We start from the raw sequence: 21608 nt of genomic DNA on the forward strand, positions 1-21608 counted from the left end.
GGAGCCGTCGTGGACACCAGTAGAGAAGCCATCGTCACGTGGTGCCAGGAGTATCTCGCGCAGCTGCTCGAGGTCCCGGCCGCCACCATCGACCCGCTCGCCGACTTCGACCGGCTCGGTGTCGATTCCGCGCTGGCGGTCGCCCTGCTCATCGAGGTGGAGGAGAAGTTCGGCGTCGACCTGTCGCCCGACGACCTCTACGAGAACCCGACCCTGGACGCGGTCGCCGGCCACCTGCACGAGCAGCTGACCGCGAACGCGGGCCGCCCGTGACCGAGGTGGCCGATGCCGCGCGCGCCGACGCGGCGGCCGCGGCCATCCGGCACCACTACGACATCGGCAATGCCTTCTACCGCCTGTGGCTCGACGAGTCGCTCAGTTACTCGTGCGCGATGCCCGAATCCCCCGGCGACACGCTCGAATCCGCGCAGGACCGCAAGCTCCGCCACCACCTGAGCGCGGTCGGCGCCGACCAGGCGGAGTCGGTGCTCGACATCGGCTGCGGCTGGGGCGCGGTCCTCGCGCGCGGCAGCCGCACCCACGGTGTTCCGCGGCTGGTCGGCCTGACGCTCAGCGACGAACAGGCCGAGCACGTCCGGTCGCTGGCCCTGCCCGGTGTCGAGGTGCGCACCGAGAGCTGGGTGCACTACCGGCCGGAGTCGACCTTCGACGGCATCATCTCGATCGGCGCGTTCGAGCACTTCGCGCGCCCCGACGACACCCCGGCCGCGAAGATCGCGGTGTACCGGGAGTTCTTCACCCGCTGCCGGGACTGGCTCACCGCCGACGGCACCCTGTCGCTGCAGACGATCGCCTACGGCAACATGCGCCGCGAGCAGGCCAGCACGTTCATGCAGCAGGAGATCTTCCCCGACGCCGACCTGCCGACCCTCGCCGAGATCACCGCGGCCGCCGACGGGATCTTCGAGATCACCGCCCTCACCGACGATCGGCTCGACTACGCCTGGACCTGCGAGCAGTGGGCGCGGCGGCTGCGCGAGCACCGGGCCGAGGCCGTCACGCTGGTCGGCGCGGAGACCGTCGCCCGGTACGAGCGGTATCTGAAGCTGTCGGCGCTGGGCTTCCGGATGGGCAAGCTGGGCCTGCTGCGCATCGTCGCCCGCCCCTACCCCGACACCTTCTTCCAGCGCCGGAGCCGAGGATGACGCTGTCCGCGGCCCGCCCGGCGATCCGGTTCAACCCGTTCAGCGCCGAGTTCCGGCGCGATCCGTACCCGGTGTACCGGGCGCTGCGGGAAGCACGGCCGGTACACAAGACGCTCGGCATGTGGGTGCTGACCCGCCACGCCGACGCGCGCACCGTCCTGCACGACAAGTCCTTCAGCGCGGGCCTGATCCCCCGGCTGGTGACCGAGCAGGCCCGCAGGCTCGGTCAGCCGGAGGTCGAGCGGATCGAACGGCTCGGCCGGACCTCCCTGGTGTTCACCGACAATCCCGAGCACGCCCGGCTGCGCGGCCTGGTGAACAAGGTGTTCACCGCGCGCACCATCGCGACCCTCGAACCCCTGGTGGCCGCGATCGCCGACCGGCTGCTGCGCCCGGCGGTCGCCGCGGGCGAGGCCGACGTGATCGCCGAGCTGGCCGGACCGCTCCCGGTCGCGGTGCTGTGCGAGTGGATGGCGCTGCCGCCCGCCCTGCACGCCTGGGTCGGTGGCTGGACGCACGACATCCGCTTCCTGCTCGAGCCCGGCCTGATGAAAGCCGAGGACCTGACCCGGGTGCGCACGGTCGTCGAGTTGTTCGCCGACGCGCTGGCCGAGGTGCTCGCCGAACGTCGGGCCGCGCCCGGTGACGACCTGATCAGCCGCTTGCTCGCGGCGCGCACCGCCAACGGTGACCACCTCACCGACGAGGAGCTGATCTTCGTCTGCATCATGTGTTTCGTCGCGGGCACCGAGACCACCAAGTCGCTCATCGGCACCGCCACCCTGGCCCTGCTGCGCCACCCCGACCAGGCCGCGATGGTGCGCCGGTCGCCCGACCGGCTCGGCGCCGCGGTCGCGGAGGCGCTGCGCTACGACGCACCGTTGCAGCTGACCAAGCGGCTGGCGACCCGGGACGCGGCGATCGGCGGGGAGACGATCCGCGCCGGCGATCACGTCCTGGTGTGCCTGGGCGCGGCGAACCGGGACCCCGAGATCTTCCCGCGCCCCGACGAATTCGACATCACCCGCACGCCCGGCGATCACCTGGCCTTCGGGCACGGCATGCACGGCTGCCTCGGCGGCGCACTCGCCGAGCTCCAGACCAGGATCGCCCTGGACGCGCTGCTGCGCAGGCACCCGCGCCTGTCCGCGCCGGAGGGCGAATTCGCCTGGCAGGAACACAGTTTCCTGCTCCGCGGACTCGACAGCCTGCCGGTGTCGTTCGGAGCGCGCGGATGAGCACGCCCCTGCTGCCCGAGGTCCTGCGCGAGCGCGCGCACGCCACCCCGGACCGCGTCGCCTACCGCTTCCTCGACGACACCGGCGCCGAGGCCGACCACCTCACCTACGCCGAGCTGCACGCCAGGGCCATGACGGTCGCCGCACGGCTGCGCGCGGTGTGCGCGCCGGGCGAGCGGGCGCTGCTGGTCTTCCCGCCCGGACTCGACTTCCTCGCCGCCTATTTCGGCTGCCTGTACGCGCGGGTGATCGCGGTCCCGGTGAATCCGCCGCGCCGCGCGCACGTCCAGCACGCGACCGGCTCCATCGTGCGGGACTGCGCGCCCGCCGCCGTCCTCACCGTCACCGGAGCGCTCGAGCCGCTGCGCACCGCGCTGACCCCGCTGCTGCCGCAGGCGTACTGGCTGACCGTCGACACCATGGCGCGCGCCGAGTTCCCCGCCGAGCCGATCGAGCCCGGTGCGGTGGCGTTCCTGCAGTACACCTCCGGCTCCACCTCGGCGCCCAAGGGCGTCATGGTCTCGCACCGCAATCTGGCCGCCAACCAGGAGATGATCAAGCACGCCTTCGGGCACGACAGCGGATCGACGGTGGTCGGCTGGGCGCCGCTGTTCCACGACCAGGGCCTGATCGGCAATGTGCTGCAACCACTCTGGGTGGGCGCGACCAGCGTGCTGATGTCGCCTGCCGCCTTCGTCCGCAGGCCACTGCTGTGGCTGACGGCGATCAGCGAGTACCGCGCGCATTCCAGCGGCGGCCCGAACTTCGCCTTCGACGCGTGCGTCGCCCGGGCGGCGGCCGAGCCGCTGCCCGAGCTCGATCTCACCAGCTGGCAGGTCGCGTTCAACGGCGCCGAACCGATCCGGCCGACCACGCTCGCCCGATTCGCCGAGACCTTCGCCCCGCACGGCTTCCGGGCCACCTCGCTCTACCCGTGCTACGGCCTGGCCGAGGCGACCCTGCTGGTCAGCGGCAGCGACAAGGGCCGCGGCCCGCGCACGCTGACCGTGGACACCGAGGCGCTCGGCGCGGGCCGCTACCAGCCCGCCCGGCCGGGCAAGGCGCGCACGCTGGTCAGTTCCGGCCGGGCACTGCCCGGGGAGCGCGTCCGCATCGTCGACACCGCCACGCTGCGGCCGTGCCCCGCCGGCCGGACCGGGGAGATCTGGGTGGCCGGTGACCATGTGGCGCAAGGCTATTGGCAGCGGCCCGAGGCGACCGAGGAGCTGTTGCGGGCGCGCGCCGCCGACGATCCGCGCACCGGCTGGCTGCGCACCGGCGATGTCGGGCTGATGGTGGACGGCGAACTGTACGTCGTCGGCCGGACCAAGGACATGGTGATCATCCGGGGCCGCAACCACTATCCGCACGACATCGAGGACACCGTGCAGTCCGCGCATCCCGCGCTGCGGCACGGCGGATCGGCGGCCTTCGCCTACCCCGGCGACGCGGGCGAGCGGCTGGTGGTCGTGCAGGAGCTGCGCCGCGACCGGCTCGACGCCGATCCCGCCGAGGTCATCGGGGCGATCCGCGCTGCGGTGATCCGGGAGCACGAACTCGCCGTCGGCGACCTGGTGCTGACGCTGCCGGACCAGCTGGCCAAGACGAGCAGTGGCAAGATCATGCGCACGGCGGCCCGTGCGCGGTACGCGGCAGCGGGATTCGAGGCGTGGCCGCACACCCCCGAGCAGAGGAGCCCGACCCGATGACGACCCAGGCCCCGAACCCCGATTACGCCCAGCTGGTCCCCGCCGCGGTGCTGTCCATGCCCGCCGCCGCCCATCTGGGTTTCCATTTCGGGCGGATCGAACCCGGCGAGGTCGAGATCGTGCAGCCGCACCGTCGCGAACTCACCCAGCACGACGGCTATTTCCAGGGTGGCGTGCTCGGCTCGCTCGCCGATTTCGCGGCGGGGTCGGCGGCGGGCACGCTGCTGCCGGTCGGCTGGATCAATATGACCGTCGACTACACGGTGAAGATCCTCGCCCCGGCCAAGGGCGCGACGGTGATCGCGCGCGGCCGGGTGATCAAGCCCGGCGCCCTGCTCACGATCGCCGCGGCCGAGGTGTTCTCCGTCGAGGACACCGGCGAAACCCTGTGCGCGACAGCGCTGGTCACGATGCGCAACGTGCGCGTCGCCACACCATGACCGAGAGGCTGTGATCCCGATGCCCTTCGTCGTCGTCGACCGTGTACCCCTCGCCTACACCGACACCGGCACCCCGGCGGGCAGGCCCGACGCGTCCACGGTCGTCTTCGGCCACGGATTGCTGTTCGGCGGCTGGATGTTCCGCGCCCAGCTGGCAGCCCTGCAGCGCGACTACCGCTGCGTCACCCTCGACTGGCGCGGCCAGGGCAGCACCCCGCCCACCGCCGACGGCTACGACATAGACACCCTCACCGCCGACGCCGTCGGCCTGCTCAGCGCCCTCGACACCGGCCCGGTGCACTGGGTCGGCCTGTCCATGGGCGGGTTCGTCGGCCTCCGCCTCGCCGCCCGCCACCCCGAGCTCCTGCGCTCGCTCACCCTGCTCGACACCAGCGCCGACGCCGAAGATCCCGCGAAGATCGCCGAATACCACCGCCTGGCCTGGGCCCTGCGCTGGTTCGGCCACCGCCCCGTCCTCGGCCGCGTCGCCCCGCACCTGTTCGGCCCCGCCTTCCTCGCCTCCTCTACGGGCCGGGCCACCGTCCGTGAGTGGTCGCGCCGTCTGGCCGCCACCCAGCGCGTCGCGCTCCGCGACGCCGTCCACGGCGTCACCGCCCGCCCCACGATCGCCCCCGAACTCCCGTCGATCACCGCCCCTACCCTCGTGCTCGTCGGCGCCGACGACACTGCCACCCCACCCGCCCGCTCCGACCGCATCGCCACCCTGATCCCGCACGCCGACCACCACGTGCTCCCCGCCTGCGGCCACTCCAGCTCCCTCGAACAGCCGGATCTGGTAACCGATCACCTCCGCCGGTTCCTCACCGACGTCGATTCCCCGGCCGTGCACTGACATCGACTACGAGCCGCCACACCACGATGCGGCACCGGCGAGGACCACGCCGGTGCCGCGGCCGAGTCAGCGGTTCGGCTCATCCGCTCGTCACCGAACCGCACACCGGTGACGAACTGTTCTCGGGCGAAGGAGGTTTCACGGTCGTGATCGGCTTGTCGGGGAGCTGGCCCGCCACGATCGCCGCCAGCGCGAGACCGAAGCCGACGAGCTGGATCGGGCCGAGCCATTGGCCGAGCAGAGCGGCGCCGAGGACGGCCGCGACCAATGGCGACAGCAACAGCAGGACCGCGACCGAGGTGACCGGCAGCGTCCCGAGGCCACGGAACCAGACGACATAGGCGAGCAGCCCGCCGCACAGGCCCAGCCAGAGGTAGCCGAGCGCCGCGGGCCCGTCGATGGCCGGTGGGGCGCCTTCGACCAGAGCCGTCACCGGGAGCAGGATCAGTCCGCCCGCCGTGAGCTGCCACCCGGCGAAGGCGGTGGGGCCGACGCCGGACGGCCTGCCCCAGCGCGTGGCCAGCGTGAGCCCCAGCGCCATCGCGGCCGCGCTCGCCAGCCCGGCCGCGACCCCGGCGACATCCAGCGCGGCGGCGGGTCCGAGCACGACCAGCCCCACTCCGGCGACGCCGATCGCACCCCACACCAGCCGCCGCACCGACGGTCGCTCCCCCAGTACCGGCAGCGCCAGCACCGCGACGAGCAGCGGTTGCGCCGCCGCCAGGGTCGCCGCGACCCCGCCGGGCAGGTGCTCGGCGGCCACGAACAGCAGCGGGAACGGCACCCCGATGAGGAGCACCCCGAGCACCGCGACCTTCGCCCACCACGCGCCGTGCGGCAGGGTCCGGGTGAGCGCGAGCGCGATCAGCCCGGCGGGCAGTGCCCGCAGCACCCCGGCGAAGAGCGGGTGACCGGGCGGCAGGAGTTCGGTGGTCACCACATAGGTCGTGCCCCAGGCCGCGGGCGCGAGCGCGGTGATCGCGGTGCGCGACACCCGTCCCGTACCGAGTCCGCCGGAATTCCGCTGAGCCACCGAATCTTTCACGGACTCCATCGAACCGCGCGACGATCAATGAATCCAATACATGTTTGTCACCACACCGATCGTGATTCACGATGGATGTATGGAGCTCCAGCAACTGCGCTACGTCCTCGCCGTGGCCGAGACCAACAGCTTCACCCGGGCCGCCGAGCAGTGCCTGGTCGTGCAATCGGCGCTGAGCCACCAGATCGCCCGGCTGGAGCGCGAACTGGGCGCCAAGCTGTTCGAACGGACCAGCCGCCGGGTCCGGCTGACCCAGGCGGGCGCGGCCTTCCTACCCGCGGCCCGCCAGTGTCTCGACGCCGCCGAGCGGGCGGCGGCCGAGGTGGCGGCGGCGGTCGGCGAGGTGCGGGGCAGGCTCGCGGTGGGGCTGATCCCGACCGTCGCCGCGGTCGACCTGCCCGCCGCGCTGGGCGAGTTCCGGGCCGCGTACCCGCACGTGCGGATCAGCCTGCGGGTCGGCGCCAGCGAGGATCTGGCCGCGCAGGTCGAGCAGGGCGTCCTCGACATCGCCTTCCTCGGCCTGCCGACCACGAGCAGGCCGCGCGGAGTCGCGGTCCACGAACTCGCGCGCGGCAAGCTGGTCGCGGTGGTCGCGCCGGGGCACCCGCTCGCCGGCGGACCGGCCGTCGACCTGCGCAGGCTCGCGACCGAGGTGTTCGTCGACCTGCCCGCGGGCACGGCGGGCCGGAGCCAATCGGATCTGGCGTTCGCGGCGGCGGGCCTGACCCGCGACGTCGCCTTCGAGGTGACCACCGCGGACTACATCGCGCGCCTGGTCGGCGCGGATCTGTGCGTGGCGATGATGCCCGCCGCGCACGCCCCGCAGCTCACCGGCGTGTGCGTGGTCGAGGTCACCGACGCGCCGTCCCGCGTCGAGTACGTCGTGTGGAACCGGACCGGTCGCAGCCCGGCGGCGACGGCCTTCCTCGCGGCACTGGACATCCCGACGGCACAGCCCTGACGGCACACCGCCCCGCCGGACGGACCGGCGGGGCGGTGACCGGGCGGTGGATCAGGCCGGGGTGACCGCGACCGTCAGCGATTCCAGACCGCGGATGACGACGTTCGGCTTGAACGGCGGGTTCTCCGACCGCAATTCGAGCGTCCGGACCTTGCGCAGCAGCACGTCGAGCAGGATCTCCATCTCGAGCAGCGCCAGCGGGGCACCGAGGCAGTAGTGGATGCCCAGGCTGAACCCGAGGTGCTTCTTGGCCGGGTTCATCGGGTCGGAGAAGCGGGTCATGTCGACCCGGTCGGGGTCGGCGTAGGCGGCCGGATCGTGGTTGGCCGAATTGATCAGCACCACCACGCCTTCGCCCTGCTCGAACTCGTGGCCCGCGACGGTGATCGGGCGGGTCGCGGCGCGCGTGGTGATCTGCACCGACGGGTCGAGGCGCAGCAGTTCGTCGGGGGCGACGGGCAGCAGTTCGGGCCGGTCGCGCAGCAGCTGGATCTGATCGGGGTTGCGCAGCAGGCGCAGCATGCCGGTGCCGATCAGATTGGCGGTGGTCTCGTGCCCGGCGACGAAGGTGGTGATGCAGGTGGCCAGCAGCTCCTGCTCGGTGAGCACGTCACCGCGGTCCTCGACCTGCGACAGCACGCTGAGCAGATCGTCGCGCGGGTCGGCGCGGCGTTCGTTGAGCAGCTCGCGGAAGTAGCCCATGAACCCGCGCGAGGCGGCGCTGCGGGCGGTCAGGCATTCCTCGGGCAGCGTGTAGTCGTGGTCGAAGCCGCGCGCCAGATCCTGCGACCACCGGTGCACCTGGTCGTAGGCCTCCTCGGGCACCCCGATCAGCTCGCAGGCGATGACCAGCGGCAGCGGGTAGGCGATCTTCTCGACGAGGTCGAATTCGCCCGCGGCCAGGGCGTCGTCGACGAGCTGCTCGCACAGCTGCTCGATCCGCGGCCGCAGCCGGGTCACCATGCGCGGGGTGAAGCCCTTGGTGACCAGGTTGCGCAGGCGGGTGTGGTCCGGCGGCTCCATCCACAGGAACGAGGTGGGCAATTCCTCGGCGGCGTTCTCCGGCGACACCGTCGGGTGCATCATCGCCGCTTCCTCGGCGTGGCTCCACGCCGTGGTGGACAGCACGGCCGCGCAGTCCTCGTAGCGGGTCAGCACATGGTGGCCGAGCGGGGTCTGGTGGATAGGGCCCGCCTCGCGCAGGACGCGGGCGGGGGCGTACGGATCGGCGCGGCCGTCCGGCCCGAACAGCTGGACCAGCGCGGTCTGGACCGCCTGGGCGTCGATCGGGGAAGTCGTGGAGGTCATGGGTGGGTCTCCTGGTTCTCCGGTGGGTGGTCAGGGAAGGAGGATGCGGCGCAGCGTGCCCGGCGCGGTGAGCGCGGCGGGCGGGTCGACCAGGTGGGCGACCCGCAGGAAGGTCCTGGCCACGCGCGGATCGTGGTGCGCGACGTGCTGCACCCGGCTGACGAAGACATTGGTGAGCCGGGTCCGGACCGTGCGCCTGCCCTCGACGCCGGGATGCCGCAGATCCGAGCCGGCGGCCAGCTGCCAGGCCACCTCGACCGAACCAGCGGCGGCCGCGTAGTACCGCGCGGGCAGGTCGGCCTCCCCGGCGGCGAGGCACTCGCGCAGCGCCGCGGCCTGCAGCGCGGCGACCGTCATGCCCTGGGCGTAGAGGGGATTGAAGGCGCACAGCGCGTCGCCGAGCACGAGCAGCCCGTCGGGCGGGGCGCTCTGGCGGTCGAAACGGCGCCGCACCGCGGTCCGGAACCGGTAGGGCACCGCCTCGCCGAGCGGCTCGGAGCCGAGGACGATGGTGTGGATGTCGGGGGCCGACAGCGAGGCCGCGTACTCCCGGAACCCCGCGTCGTCGACGGGCGGGTGGTCACCGAGCATCCCGGCCAGGGTGACGTGCCACCGATCGCCCTCCACCCGGACCGCACCGCCGCCGCGCCCGTTGGCGCCGGTCGAGACGATGACCGAGGCCTGTCCGCTGAGCTGGCCGGGCCGGTGCCGGAAGAAGCGCGACGCGTAGCCGAGGTCGACGTCGAGCCGTTCCTCCTCGGGCGTCTCGGCACCGATCGCGGTGAGCCACTGCGTGATCCGCGATCCGCGACCGCCCGCGTCGACGACCAGGTCCGCGACCAGGGTCTGCTCCCCCGCCGGTCCGAGGACGGTCACCGCGCGCACCCGCCGGGCATCGCCGACCAGGCCCTGCACCGTGGTGCGGGTCAGCAGTTCGATGCCGCGCAGCCGCAGCGTCCGCCTGCGCAGCACGGTCTCGAGCAGGGAGCGGGTCGCGATCACCGAGGTGAGTCCGGTCGAACCCGCCGCGAGCCGGGCACCGCCGACATACCAGCGGGTGCCGACCAGCACCTCGGCCACGGTTGCGCCGTCCGAGACCGCCTGCTCGGTGAAGCCGGGGTAGAGCTCCTCCATGACGCGCCGGCCGCGGTCGAGCAGCCCGTGCAGGTGCCAGGCCTGCGGAACACCGCGGCGCACGGTCGCTTTCGCGTCCAGCTCGTCGCGTTCGACCAGGGTGACCCGCTCGTAGGTGTCGGCCAGCACACGCGCCGCCAGGAGTCCGGCGACCCCGGCGCCGATGACGATCGCGTGCCCGCGGCGCGCGGTCACAGCGTCACCGGGAGGTGCAGGATGCCGCGGTGGATCAGGCTGGGGCGGTACACGATCGGCGCGTCGGCCAGGGCCAGCTCGGGCGCGCGGTCCAGCAGGGTGAGGATCGCGGCTTCGGCCTCGAGCCGGGCCAGCGGCGCGCCGACACAGTAGTGGATGCCCAGGCTGAAGCCGAGATGCTTGCGCGGCGGCCGGTTTCCGGTGAACCGGGTGATGTCGAAGGTGTCGGCGTCGCGGTAGACCCGCTCGTCGCGGTTGGCCGAGCCGGTGAGCACGACGACACCGTCGCCACGGCGGAAGGTGTGCCCGCCCACCTCGGTGTCGTCGAGCGCGACCCGGATCGTGAACTGGGTCGGCGCGTCGTAGCGCAGCATCTCGTCGATCGCGGGACCGATCAGCTCGGGGTGCGCGCGCAGCAGCGCCAGCTGGCCGGGGTGGCGCAGCAGGGCGAGCAGGCCGTTGCCGATCAGGTTGATCGAGGTCTCCATGCCCGCGACGAGCAGCAGCAGCGACATCCCGATCACCTCGGGCTCGGTGGGGAAACCGCCGTCCTGGCTCGCCGTGACCAGTTCGCTGAGCAGGTCGGGGCCCGGCTGCTGCTTCTTCTCGGCGATGAGCCGCGCGAAGTGCCCCATGCAGGCGATCGCGGCGTCGGTGCGGGCGCTGATGTCGTCGGGGCCGAGCAGCGAGTCGGGGTCGCTGCCCCGCGCGATCGCCAGCTGCCAGGCGCGGAAGCTGGGTCCGTCGGCGGCGTCGGCGCCGAGCAGGCGCACCGCGACCATGGCGACGGCCAGCGGCACCGCCAGATCGTCGAGCACGTCGAGCTCACCGCGGTCGAGGGCGGCGTCGACCAGCCCGTCGACCACGCGGCCCGCCAGCGGTGCCAGCTCGCCGATCGTCGCGGGGGTGAACGCTTTCGCCACGAGCTTGCGGTAGCGGCCGTGCTCCGGCGGGTCCATCCGGACGAACGAGCCGGGGATGGCGGCGGCGGTGTCACGGAACGGGCTGATCCCCGCCGCGTAGCCGTGGCCCCAGTCGGTGCCGGTGAGCACCTCGGCGCATTCCTCGTAGCGGGTCACCAGTGTCAGCGGGACATCGCCGAGGGCAAAGGGGAACAGCGGGGTCGCCTCCCGCACGCGGTGGTAGGCGGAGTACGGATCGGCGCGGTGCTCGGGGGCGAACGCGTCGAAGGTGAGGTCGGCGGGGACAGCGGTACTCATCGGCCCTCCAGGCTGATTCGCAGTTCGGACATGCCGCGCACGACCACGTTCGGGCGGTACGGCGGTTCGGCCAGCAGACGCATCCGCTCGACCCGGGTGGACACGGCGCGCAGCACGGCCTGCATCTCCAGGCGGGCCAGCGGCGCGCCGAGGCAGTAGTGCAGGCCGAGACCGAACGAGAGATGACGCTCGGGCCGCTGACCGGGCCGGTAGCGGCCGACGTCGAACCGGTCGGCGTCCGGGAAGGCCTCGGGATCGCGCGCCGCCGACCCGATCAGCACGATCACCGCGTCACCGGGCGCGAAAGTCCGTCCGGCGAGCTCGATCTCGTGCCGCGCGGTCCGGGTGGTCAGGTGCACGGGCGGGTCGTAGCGCAGGATCTCGTCGACCGCGGGCCCGCACAGCGCCGGGTCCGCGCGCAGCCGCTGGAACTGGTCGGGGTGGCGGATCAGGGCGAGCAGGCCGTTGCCGATCAGGTTCACGGTGGTCTCGTGCCCGGCAACCACGAGGATCAGCAGGGTGCCGATCAGTTCGGTGCGGGTCAGCCGCACCCGGGCGTCCTCGGCCTGCACGAGGGCGGTGATCAGGTCGTCGCGCGGGTCGCGGCGGCGCTGGGCGATCAGGTCGCCGAAGAAGTCGGTGAACGCGTGCACGGCGGAGGTGCGGGCGGCCAGTTCGACCGGGCTGAGCAGGGTGTCCGGGTCGAGGCCGCGGGCGATGTGCGCGGAGATCTCGCGGATGTGGGCGTGCGATTCGGCGGGGACGCCGAGCAATTCGCAGATCAGCGTCAGCGGCACCGGATAGGCCAGCGCTTCCAGGGCATCGGTCTCACCCTCGGCCAGCATCGCGGTGAGCAGCCCGTCGACCAGGCGCTCGGCCCGCTCGTGCAGCCCCGCCACGGTGCGCGCGGTGAACGCCTTGCCGACCAGGCCGCGCAGCCGGGTGTGGTCCGGCGGCTCCATCCACAGGAAGGAGCCGGGCAGTTCCACCTCGCTGTCACCGTGCAGCAGCTGCGGCTCCTCCGCGTGACTCCAGCGCGGGTCGCTCAGGATGGCCTGGGCCTCGGCGTGCCGGGGGACGAAGTGGACCTCGTGCGGGCCGGGGACGAACGGACCCGCGGTCCGCAGCGTCGTATAACTGCGATACGGGTCGTGGCGGCAGTGCGGGGCGACGCTCTCCAGCACCGCGATCTGCACCGGGGTCGGGTCGTCGACCGCGACATGATCGGAAGTCACCGGCAGCTCCTACGCGTCTGTGTGCGGGGATTTCGCCGCTCATCGTCACCGCCGGGGCGCCGCAAATTCGTGCGCTATTGCCTGCTCCGATCGGGCGATAGCCGAATATCTTTATCGGGCAGCGCAATTGGCCGATCGACGGTGATTATCGGCGCGTGTATTTCGGTATTCGTTCAACGCGATTTCATATGGCACTGTTGTCGTTTCCGGCATGAATTCCTCGCGTTCGGGCGAAACGCTCACCACGCTGCTGGCCGGCGTCGCCGCGGCGCATCCGCGGGTACCCGCGACATTCTGGTCGGTGTCGGAACGGGTCGACTACGCCGAGCTGTCGCTGCGCGCGCAGACCGCGGCGACGGCACTGGTCCGGCGCGGGATCGGGCACGGCGAGCCGGTCGGTGTGCTGTGCCCCAACGCGCCGGAATTCCTGGTCTCGCTCTTCGGTATCGCCGCGGCGGGTGGGGCGGCCACACCACTGCCGCTACCCGCCGGCGCCCGTGCCACGGCCGCCTACCCGGCCAAGCTCGCGGCGATCACCGCGGCCGCCGGGATGCGCACCGTGCTGGTGTCGCCGCGGTTCGCCTCGATGATCCCGTTGATCGGCGACATCGGCGTCGAGTTCGTCGACACCACCGATCTGGTCACCGAGGTCGTCGCCGACCCGGACGCGCTGCCCGACCACGGCCCCGACGACCTGGCGATCGTGCAGTTCACCTCCGGCAGCACCGCGCTCCCCAAGGGCGTGCTGCTCACCCACGCCAATGTGGTGAGCGGGTTGGCCGCGATCCGCACCGGCATCGACCTGAGCCTCGACGACCAGGGTGGCTTCTGGCTACCGCTGTTCCACGACATGGGCCTGTTCGGCACCTTGTCGGCGGTGCTGCGCGGGATTCCCGCCCACGTCTGGTCGCCATTGGCGTTCGTCAAGGACCCGGCGCGCTGGCTGAGCGAGTTCGCCTCGACCGCGACCACGATCACCGCCATGCCGAACTTCGGCTACGAGGCACTGCTCGGCGCCATCGCCCCCGAGCAGGTCACCGACTACGACCTCAGCCACTGGCGGATCGCGTTCAACGGCGCCGAACCGATCGCGGAATCGGTGGTCAGCGCGTTCTGCGAGCGGTTCGCGCCCGCCGGCTTCGCGCCGTCGACGATGTTCGGGGTGTACGGCATGGCCGAGGCCACCCTCGCCGTCGCGTTCCCGCCGCTGCTGCGCGCCCCGCGCTTCGAGTGGGTCGACCGCGCCCGGCTCGCCGATGCCGCTGTCGCCGAACCGGTCTCGCGCACCGAGGACGGCGCGCGGGCGGTCGCCTCGGTCGGCTCCGCGGTCGAGGGGATCGCGATCCGGATCGTCGATCTCGGCACCGGCGCCGACCTGCCCGACGGCCGCGTCGGCGAGATCCTGATCCAGGGCGCGCCGGTCACCGGCGGCTATCTCACCGTCGATCCGGACGCGGTCGCCGACCGCTTCGCCGACGGCTGGTTGCGCACCGGCGATCTCGGCTACCGCCGCGACGGCGAACTGTTCGTCACCGGACGCTGCAAGGACATGATCACCGTGCGCGGCGTGAACTACTACGCCCAGGACGTCGAGGCCGCCGTGCGCGATCTCGACGGCATCCACAAGGGCCGCTGCACCGCGGCCGTCGACCCCGACGGTGACGACGTGATCGCCCTGATCGCCGAGACCGAACGCACCGGCGCCGAGGCCGACGCGCTCGCCACGGCCATCGCCGCCGCCGTCACCGCCCAGCTCGGGCTCTCCGCCGTGCAGGTGCATCTCGTCGCGCCGCGCAGCATCCCCCGGACCAGCAGCGGCAAGCTCCAGCGGCTGGCCGCCCGCGACCTGATCGGCCGCCGATGACGCCGCGCCGCTCACCCCTGCGATCGAATGGGAGTGCCTAGTGCACAGCTTCGACATCTTCCGCCACTACGAACGTCTGCACTGGAAACTGAGCGACCTCGACCTGGCCGCCGTCGACCCGACCCTGGTCCGCCCGGAGTACATCACCCTCGCCAAGAGCGCGGCGATGGGCGAGTCCAATGTCATCGCGGCCGTGCACGGTTTCCTGAACGAGTTCGTCGACGACTACGACTTCTCCACCTTCGCGGTGGTGTGGGGCTACCAGGAAGTGCAGCACCACTACGCCTTCCGCTCCTGGCTGGGCGCCATCGGCGAGGACGTCGAGGACCGCGCGGTCGACGCGATGCGTGAGCCGTACGCGCCGGGCAGCACGCCCTCGGCGACGCTGGCCACCAACATCATCTCCGAGCTCACCGTCAACCACGTGTACCGCGCGGTGTCGAGCTGGGTGGCCGAGCCGGTGCTGAAGACGCTGCTGCTCAACGCCAGTCGCGACGAGGCCGGGCACGCGCGCGAGTTCATCCACTACACCACCGAGCGGCTGAAGAAGCGGCCCGAGGAGCTGCCCTCGGTGCTCGAGACGCTCTACGTCTACAGCTCCGAGGCCAAGATCAAGCACCCGGTGAGCACCTTCAAGGCGGGGATCGCCGAGCTCGGCGACCACGAGACCATCGACACCGGTTTCGAGCTGTTCCTCGAACAGGTCGCCGCCGAGGGCGAGCTGGAGGTGCTGCACGACAAGGTGCGCCGGACCTTCGCCGGCATCACCGGCCTCGACCTGTCCAGCAACGCGAAGGTGCGCCGCGCCCTCGCCGACGCCATCGCCTGATGACCGGCGGCGAGCGGCCCGGCGCGGTCGAGGTGCCGTGGTCGGTGATCCCCGACTACCACTGCTTCGGCTGTTCCCCGCACAACGCGACCGGGTTGCGCCTGACCTTCACCCCGCGCGCGGACGGCGCGCTGGTGGCCACGTTCCGGCTCGGGCGCGCGTTCGAGTCCTATCCCGGGGTGGTGCACGGCGGCCTGATCGGCGTCGTGTGCGACGAGGTGATGGGCAATCTGATCGTGCTGGCCCGCCACGTCCCCGCCTTCACCGTCTCCCAGCGCACCCGTTTCCTCACGCCCCTGCTGATCGACCGCGAATACCGCTGTGTGGCGACGCTGCCGCCCGAGCGGGCCGCCGGGCCGATCCCCGCGCACGCCGAGATCCTCGACGCGAACGACGCGGTGTGCGCGACGTCGACGGCCACCTACCAGCCGTTCGACCTGCATGCCGTCCGCGACCAGCTCACCCTCGACGACGACGAAGTCACCCTGCTCGACCACGCCCTGTCCACGTCGAACACCCTCTCCCCGAACGGAGCCCGGCCATGACCACCACCTCTGCCGACACCATCCTGCGCACGGTCACCGAGATCGCGATCGCCGAGACCGGCCTGAGCGCCGCCGACCTCACCCCCGACGCCGACCTGCGCGCCATGGCGGGCGTGGACTCGGTACGGGTGCTGCGAATGATCGCCCGCATCGAGCGCACCTTCGACATCGAACTCGAGGACGCCGACGTCTTCGGGATGTCGACCCTGGCCGAGGTCACCGCGGTCGTCGAACGGTCCGTGGCCGAGGCGTCCGCATGATCGCGTCAGGGCACGGAGGCGGCAGCACGCGTAACCACGTAGTGCCCCGCGGTCATGCGCAGGAGGATGCAGCATGACCGTCGTCGCCGATACCAATCAGCACTACGATCTCGACCCCGACATCTTCGGGCAGTTCCTCGATCCGCTGCGCAAGTACAGCTCGGCGCTCTACGCATCCGACAGTGACACACTGGAACTGGCGCAGCGCAACAAGTTGCGTTTCGTCGCCGAGCGGCTCGGGCTGCGCGGCGGCGAGCAGCTGCTCGATGTTGGCTGCGGCTGGGGTTCGCTGATCCTGTACATGGCGAGCGAGCTGGGCTGCCGGACGCTCGGGATCAGCCCGGCGCCGCGTCAGCACGACTACATCGCCGAGCAGGCGGCGGCGCGCGGCGTCGCCGATCTGGTGAGTACCCGGGTCGGGCACTTCGAACAGCTCGACCTGCCCGCCCGTGGCTTCGACGCCGTGACGCTGCTGGGATCGATCGTGCACATGCCCGACCCCGACGAGGTGTTCCGCCGGGCGCGGGGCGTGCTGCGGCGCGGCGGCACGCTGTACGTGTCGGAGAGCTGCTTCCGTAATGTGGCCACCCGCAGCGCTTTCGACGATCGCGACGGCACCGGCTTCGTCCGCGAGGACATCTTCGGCTTCGGCGAGCTGCGGCCGCTGTCGGAACTGATCGCCGCCGCCGAGAACGCCGGCTTCTCGGTGATCTCGGTCGACGATCTGACCGACCACTACCGGCGCACCATCGAGGACTGGATCGGCAATGTCGACGCCGCCGCCGAGCGCATCGACGCGCACGGCCCCGGCCTGGCCGCCAAGCTGCGCCATTATCTCGAGATCGCCAACGCGGGCTGGGGTTACACCACCAAGCACTACGCGCTGGTCTGCCGGAATGCCAGGTAGGACATGAGCACCACACCGGGGCTGTTGCCCGTGCGGGACCTGGTCGCCGCGGTGGACGGCTTTCTGGCCGCCTCCCCGGCGACCCGGGCCTGGGATGTGGAGACCGCCTTCGACTGGGCCGCCGCCGACGCGGGCAGGCTCACCGAGGGACAGCGCTCCGCGGTCCAGTTCGTCACCCTGATCGAGGACCATCTGCCCGGCTACTTCGACGTCTACCACCGGCATTTCCCGGTCGACGACACCGTGGATCTGCCCACCTTCGAACACAATCGGGAGCTGTACCACTTCACCGTGCGCTGGGCGCTCGAGGAGGACACCCACGCCAGGGCGCTGGCCCGCTACCAGGAGACGGCGGGCATCGCCGACCGCGACACCCTGCGGTCGGACCTGGCGATCGAGGGCCACAAGCCGTTCGATCTGCCCTACGACCATCCGGTCCAGTTCTTCGCCTACGCCCTGGTGCAGGAGAAGGCGACGCAGATGTACTACCAGCAGCTGCGCGACGTGGTCGCCGACCCGGTGCTGGCCGCGGTGCTCACCCGCTTGGCGCGCGACGAGGCGCGGCATTTCAGCTTCATGGCCGACGTGGTGACCCGGTATCTGCGCCACGACGGCGACGCGGTGGTGGCGCCGATCCGCGACGTCGTCGCGAATTTCCGGATGCCGCTGTCGGATACGCTGCGCGGCTACTGGCGGTGGGCGCTGCGGATCGCCGATGTCGCCGACTACGACCACACCGCCGCCTACGAACACCTGGTGAAGGTGATCGACCGCGCGGTCGACGCCCGCACCGAACCGGTCGACGAACTCATCGCCTTCGTCGAGGGCTGCCGCACCCTGGCCTGACCCACGACGTCACCGGCCCCCGCTCCCGATGGCCACGGAGCGGGGGCCGGTGTCGTCGGCTCAGTTGCCCTGGGCCAGCACCAGAATCGTGGTGGTGCCGTGGGCGATCAGCTTGCCCGCCGCGTCGGTGATGCGGCCTTCGGCGGTCGCGGTGCGCCTGCCGACGTGGACGGCGGTGGCGTCGCAGGTGAGCCTGCTGCCGTCGAGGGTCACCGCGCGGATGAAGTTCACCTTCAGCTCGAGCGTGGTGTAGGCGACGCCGTCACCGAGTTCGGTGAACACCGCGCTGCCCATGGCGGTGTCCATCAGCGTGGCCAGCACGCCGCCGTGCACCGTGAACATCGCGTTGATGGTCGCCGGATTCGGGTCCAGGTAGTACCGGGTACGGCCCTTCGACGCGCTCTCCAGCCGAATTCCCAGCGAATCGCCGACGCCCAGTTTCTCCTGCAGCCCGCGCTCGAATACCGCGGTCAATTCGGCGACCCGCCGTTCGGCGGTCGCGTCGATTTCGGTGGTGGTCATGGTTTTCCTCCCTGCGGACGATTCCTCCGCCATTCGATCAGCGCCCGGTGAATTCCGTCTTGCCACACGACATTCCATTTCGAGCTCCGATCGGCTGATCGGGATCACGCGCGGCCGATGCGCCGTCGCCCGGCCGCGCGTACCGTCGGGCAGATGGCCGACACCACCGCTGCCGCCCGCGTCGAGTCCATCGAGGCCGACTTCTTCGCCGACCCGCACGCGCACTACCGGCGCTGGCGCGCCGACGGCCCGGTCCATCGGGTCCGCTTCCCCGACGACGTCGTGCGCTGGGTGGTGATCGGCTACGCCGAAGCCCGGGTGGCCCTGGCCGATCCGCGGTTGCGCAAGGACATCGCCCACATCGACGGGATCGTGCACGCCAAGCGGGGGTCGACCCCGAGTGATCCGAATGTGGTCGCGCTGCTGAGCCATATGCTGAGCACCGATCCGCCCGCGCACACGCGGCTGCGCAAACTGGTCAACAAGGCGTTCACCGCCAAGCGGGTCGCCGCGCTGCGGCCACGGATCGAGCAGATCACCGCGTCGCTGCTGGACGCGATGGCCGAGCGCGACCAGGTCGATCTGATGGACGAGTTCGCCAACCCGCTGCCGGTCACGGTGATCTGCGAGCTGCTCGGGGTCCCCTACGCCGACCGCGACGACTTCCAGACCTGGACCAGGGCGCTGGTCACCGTCGCCGGTGAGGGCGAGGACGACGAACGCCCGGCGGCCTCGGCGGCGATGGTCGCCTACCTGGCGAACCTGGTGCGTGCCAAGCAGTCCGAGCCCGCCGACGACCTGCTCTCGCAGCTGGTCCTGGCCGACGACGACGGCGACCGCCTCACCGATCGCGAACTGGTGTCGATGGCGTTCCTGCTGCTGGTCGCCGGCCACGAGACCACCGTCAATCTCATCGGCAACGGCGTCAACGCCCTGCTGCGCCGCCCCGAGCAGTGGCGGGCCCTGTGCGCCGACCCGGCGGGGGTGCCCGCCGCGATCGAGGAGTTCCTGCGCTTCGACGGCCCGGTCGACATGGCCACCGTCCGCTACACCGCCGAACCGATCACCCTGGGCGGCACCGAGATTCCGGCCGGCGAACTCGTCTATGTGGCGCTGGCCGCCGCCAATCGCGACCCCGCCCGCTTCGCCGATGCCGACACCCTCGCCGTCGACGGCCAACCCACCGGCCACCTGGCCTTCGGCCACGGCATCCACTTCTGCGTCGGCGCGCCCCTGGCCCGTCTCGAAGCCGAGATCGCCTACACCGCCCTGCTCCACCGCTTCCCGGACCTGTGCCTGGCCGATGCCGCCGCCACCGGCCACTGGCAGACCAGCACCCTCATCCGCGGCCTCCTCGAACTCCCCGTCCGCGTGCGCTGAACGACGGCCCAGGTCAGAACAGGCTGGTCTGGGCCGGTGCGGTCACGGCGGTGATGGTGGGGTCGAGTTCGATGCGGCGGCCGATGAGCCGGGAGTCGTTGACCAGGACCAGTTCGCCGTCCCCCGCGTCGTCGGCGCAGGCGATGGTGTGGCCGTGGGCGGTGACGGCGTCGAGGACGTATTCGCCCGAGTCCTCGGTGAACTCGACGGCGTCCGCGTAGCGCCCGCGCGCGAGGATCGTGGCGTAGAAGTCCCGGCCACCGGACCACGCGGTGTCGGTGCGGGTGATGTCGTCGGGCAGGGTGCTCGCCGCGTGCGCGGCCGCGTCGGCGACGGCGGCTTCCAGCGCCGACCACGGGCGCAGCGGTTTGGTGAGGATGCGGGTCTTGGTGACACCGGCGACCGCCTGCCGCAGCCCCGCCCGCTCCGAGACGACCCGCTCCAGCTCGCGCACGTGCAGGCCGTCCGGGGAGTCGGTGATGAAGCGAGCCACCAGCGCGCCCTGCTCGAACAGCCGCCGCTGCCGCCGCACCGCCGACGCGGTCCCGACCTTGGTCATCCCGTCACCGAAATAGGCGATGTAGAGATGATGCGGCTGCGCGACGTACCCCTGCACCTGCTCGGGCAACGCCGTGATCGGCCCCCGATGACTGTGCACCACCGACCAGCCCTCGGTGATCCGGCACTGCGCACACTGCTTGCCGCTGTCCACCCGAGCCCGGCTCGGACACGCCTGCCGCCCCCGGCGCCCGGCGCCGAACCCGTGGTATCCGAGACAGAACCGACCGCCGCCGGTGAGCCGGAAGGCCAACCGGGTCCCGATCCCGGGCAGCAGCTCGGTGCCGCCGTCCTCGCGGATCAGCTCGTAGAACCACCGGCCCTGCTCGTCCCAGTGCGTCCCGCAATAGAGGGCGGTGGAGATCGCGGTCATCGGTCGAATCTACTGAACGCGCAGAGCGTTCCGCCGACCGGACGACAAACGCGGGATCGGCCGAGGACGTGCACTCAGAGGTCGAGGACCAGCACGTCGGAGGTGGCGCGGGAGACGCACAGCATCATCGTCTTGCCGCTTTCGCGTTCTTCGGCGGTGAGCAGGGAGTCGCGGTGCTCCACCTCGCCGTCGAGGACGGGGGTCTCGCAGCTGCCGCAGGTTCCTTCGCGGCACGAGGTGATGACCGCGACGCCCGCCGATTCCAGGACGTCGACGATGGAGCGGTCGGCGGCGACCCGCAGCGTCCGCCCGGACTGGGCCAGCTGGATCTCGAAGGCCTGGTCGGGGCCGGTGGACTCGACCGCGCGGGGGACGAAGCGTTCCGTCCGTACCGTGACGCTCTGTCGTTGCCCCTCGGCCTCGACCGCGGCGAGCAGCGGCTCCGGGCCGCAGCAGTACACGGTCGCGCCGGGTCGCTCGGCCACGATGTCGGCCACCGGCAGCAGGCCGGACTCGTCCTGGGGCAGCAGCCGCACCGCCGGATACCGCGCGGTGAGCGCCTCGGCGAAGGCCATGTGGGTGCGCGAGCGCGCGCCGTAGTGCAGCGTCCAGCGCGCACCGGCGCGCTCGGCGGCGGCGATCATCGGCAGGATCGGGGTGATCCCGATGCCACCGGCGACGAAGGTGTACTCGGTGGACTCGGCCAGCTCGAAGTTGTTGCGGGGCATCGAGACCGACAGGGTGGTGCCGGGCACCGCCGTCCGGAACAGGTGCGCCGAACCGCCGCGGCCGTTCGGTTCGTGCAGGATCGCGATCCGCCACCGGTCCCGTTCGGCCGGGTCGCCGCACAGCGAGTACTGGCGGACACCGGCCGCCCCCGCCGCCACGTCGATGTGCGCGCCCGGCGCCCACGCTGGCAGTTCCCCGCCGTCGACCGCGGCCAGCACCAGGGCGAATACCGCGTCGGCTTCGTCGGTGCGCTCGATCACCCGCACGCTCACGTCGGTCATGGCCATCCCC

General features: G+C 71.7%; 22 protein-coding genes. 14 read left to right on the top strand and 8 right to left on the bottom strand.

The features are described 5' to 3' along the window. Positions 1 to 9: 9 nt before the first annotated feature. The 6 genes from AB0L91_RS23985 to AB0L91_RS24010 are packed head-to-tail and all read left to right on the top strand — an operon-like array spanning position 10 to position 5406. Positions 10 to 273, top strand: a complete 264-nt coding sequence (locus tag AB0L91_RS23985; RefSeq protein WP_355275747.1) for an acyl carrier protein — start codon at positions 10 to 12, stop codon at positions 271 to 273. Then, positions 270 to 1166, top strand: coding sequence for a class I SAM-dependent methyltransferase (locus AB0L91_RS23990; RefSeq protein ID WP_365013390.1), 897 nt, complete (start codon positions 270 to 272; stop codon positions 1164 to 1166). The genes AB0L91_RS23985 and AB0L91_RS23990 overlap by 4 nt, the downstream gene beginning before the upstream one ends. Then, positions 1163 to 2404, top strand: coding sequence for a cytochrome P450 (locus tag AB0L91_RS23995; RefSeq protein WP_365013392.1), 1242 nt, complete (start codon positions 1163 to 1165; stop codon positions 2402 to 2404). Before AB0L91_RS23990 ends, AB0L91_RS23995 begins: the two co-directional genes overlap by 4 nt. After that, a complete protein-coding gene (locus tag AB0L91_RS24000) occupies positions 2401 to 4113 on the top strand; it encodes a fatty acyl-AMP ligase (RefSeq protein WP_365013395.1) in 1713 nt (570 codons plus the stop codon). Before AB0L91_RS23995 ends, AB0L91_RS24000 begins: the two co-directional genes overlap by 4 nt. Continuing rightward, complete coding sequence (locus AB0L91_RS24005; RefSeq protein WP_365013398.1) at positions 4110 to 4553, top strand: PaaI family thioesterase; 444 nt, start codon at positions 4110 to 4112, stop codon at positions 4551 to 4553. The genes AB0L91_RS24000 and AB0L91_RS24005 overlap by 4 nt, the downstream gene beginning before the upstream one ends. A 19-nt stretch (positions 4554 to 4572) precedes the next feature. Then, positions 4573 to 5406: an alpha/beta fold hydrolase gene (locus tag AB0L91_RS24010; RefSeq protein WP_365013712.1), complete on the top strand. Its 834-nt coding sequence runs from the start codon at positions 4573 to 4575 to the stop codon at positions 5404 to 5406. Between the two features lie 79 nt (positions 5407 to 5485). On the opposite strand, the gene AB0L91_RS24015 is transcribed toward AB0L91_RS24010, so the two are convergent. Continuing rightward, positions 5486 to 6451 carry an EamA family transporter gene (locus AB0L91_RS24015; RefSeq protein WP_365013401.1) on the bottom strand — a complete coding sequence of 322 codons (966 nt, stop codon included), beginning with the start codon at positions 6449 to 6451 and terminating at the stop codon, positions 5486 to 5488. Positions 6452 to 6530: 79 nt separating this feature from the next. Between AB0L91_RS24015 and AB0L91_RS24020 the strand changes: the two genes are divergently transcribed. Continuing rightward, positions 6531 to 7412 carry a LysR family transcriptional regulator gene (locus AB0L91_RS24020; RefSeq protein WP_365013403.1) on the top strand — a complete coding sequence of 294 codons (882 nt, stop codon included), beginning with the start codon at positions 6531 to 6533 and terminating at the stop codon, positions 7410 to 7412. A 51-nt stretch (positions 7413 to 7463) separates the two neighbouring features. On the opposite strand, the gene AB0L91_RS24025 is transcribed toward AB0L91_RS24020, so the two are convergent. From AB0L91_RS24025 to AB0L91_RS24040, 4 genes are read right to left on the bottom strand one after another with little or no spacing between them, the layout of a single operon-like run. Continuing rightward, positions 7464 to 8720, bottom strand: coding sequence for a cytochrome P450 (locus AB0L91_RS24025; protein ID WP_357345356.1), 1257 nt, complete (start codon positions 8718 to 8720; stop codon positions 7464 to 7466). A gap of 30 nt (positions 8721 to 8750) precedes the next feature. Next, positions 8751 to 10049, bottom strand: coding sequence for an FAD-dependent monooxygenase (locus AB0L91_RS24030; RefSeq protein WP_365013405.1), 1299 nt, complete (start codon positions 10047 to 10049; stop codon positions 8751 to 8753). Then, entirely contained in the window at positions 10046 to 11269 is a 1224-nt protein-coding gene (locus AB0L91_RS24035; protein ID WP_365013407.1) for a cytochrome P450, read from the bottom strand. Before AB0L91_RS24035 ends, AB0L91_RS24030 begins: the two co-directional genes overlap by 4 nt. Beyond that, positions 11266 to 12504, bottom strand: a complete 1239-nt coding sequence (locus AB0L91_RS24040) for a cytochrome P450 (protein WP_365013410.1) — start codon at positions 12502 to 12504, stop codon at positions 11266 to 11268. Before AB0L91_RS24040 ends, AB0L91_RS24035 begins: the two co-directional genes overlap by 4 nt. Positions 12505 to 12715: 211 nt before the next feature. On the opposite strand from AB0L91_RS24040, the gene AB0L91_RS24045 reads away from it, so the two are divergent. The 6 genes from AB0L91_RS24045 to AB0L91_RS24070 all read left to right on the top strand — a co-directional run bounded on the left by AB0L91_RS24045 (position 12716) and on the right by AB0L91_RS24070 (position 17755). After that, positions 12716 to 14368 (top strand): AMP-binding protein, encoded by a 1653-nt coding sequence (locus tag AB0L91_RS24045; protein ID WP_365013413.1) that lies wholly within the window; start codon positions 12716 to 12718, stop codon positions 14366 to 14368. 40 nt (positions 14369 to 14408) lie between these two features. Next, a complete protein-coding gene (locus AB0L91_RS24050) occupies positions 14409 to 15197 on the top strand; it encodes a ferritin-like domain-containing protein (RefSeq protein WP_355275769.1) in 789 nt (262 codons plus the stop codon). Further along, the gene (locus AB0L91_RS24055; protein ID WP_365013415.1) at positions 15197 to 15742 is read left to right on the top strand and encodes a PaaI family thioesterase; all 546 of its coding nucleotides are present in this window, start codon (positions 15197 to 15199) and stop codon (positions 15740 to 15742) included. Before AB0L91_RS24050 ends, AB0L91_RS24055 begins: the two co-directional genes overlap by 1 nt. Beyond that, positions 15739 to 16002 carry an acyl carrier protein gene (locus tag AB0L91_RS24060; protein WP_355275772.1) on the top strand — a complete coding sequence of 88 codons (264 nt, stop codon included), beginning with the start codon at positions 15739 to 15741 and terminating at the stop codon, positions 16000 to 16002. Before AB0L91_RS24055 ends, AB0L91_RS24060 begins: the two co-directional genes overlap by 4 nt. Before the next feature lie 73 nt (positions 16003 to 16075). Next, positions 16076 to 16909: a class I SAM-dependent methyltransferase gene (locus AB0L91_RS24065; protein WP_365013418.1), complete on the top strand. Its 834-nt coding sequence runs from the start codon at positions 16076 to 16078 to the stop codon at positions 16907 to 16909. Positions 16910 to 16912: 3 nt separating this feature from the next. Further along, positions 16913 to 17755: an acyl-ACP desaturase gene (locus tag AB0L91_RS24070; RefSeq protein ID WP_365013421.1), complete on the top strand. Its 843-nt coding sequence runs from the start codon at positions 16913 to 16915 to the stop codon at positions 17753 to 17755. 60 nt (positions 17756 to 17815) lie between these two features. Here the strand turns inward: AB0L91_RS24070 and AB0L91_RS24075 are convergent, their stop codons facing one another. Then, entirely contained in the window at positions 17816 to 18277 is a 462-nt protein-coding gene (locus tag AB0L91_RS24075; RefSeq protein WP_355275778.1) for a PaaI family thioesterase, read from the bottom strand. A gap of 153 nt (positions 18278 to 18430) precedes the next feature. Between AB0L91_RS24075 and AB0L91_RS24080 the strand changes: the two genes are divergently transcribed. Beyond that, positions 18431 to 19657, top strand: a complete 1227-nt coding sequence (locus tag AB0L91_RS24080; RefSeq protein WP_365013425.1) for a cytochrome P450 — start codon at positions 18431 to 18433, stop codon at positions 19655 to 19657. Between the two features lie 13 nt (positions 19658 to 19670). Here AB0L91_RS24080 and AB0L91_RS24085 read toward each other — a convergent pair whose 3' ends face one another. Together AB0L91_RS24085 and AB0L91_RS24090 are read right to left on the bottom strand one after the other, a co-directional pair. Further along, complete coding sequence (locus tag AB0L91_RS24085) at positions 19671 to 20588, bottom strand: hypothetical protein (RefSeq protein ID WP_365013428.1); 918 nt, start codon at positions 20586 to 20588, stop codon at positions 19671 to 19673. 74 nt (positions 20589 to 20662) lie between these two features. Next, positions 20663 to 21598, bottom strand: coding sequence for a PDR/VanB family oxidoreductase (locus AB0L91_RS24090; RefSeq protein ID WP_365013430.1), 936 nt, complete (start codon positions 21596 to 21598; stop codon positions 20663 to 20665). Positions 21599 to 21608 lie beyond the last annotated feature (10 nt).

The sequence above is a fragment of the Nocardia sp. NPDC051833 genome, from assembly GCF_040681225.1.
In the GTDB taxonomy this organism is placed as follows: domain Bacteria; phylum Actinomycetota; class Actinomycetes; order Mycobacteriales; family Mycobacteriaceae; genus Nocardia.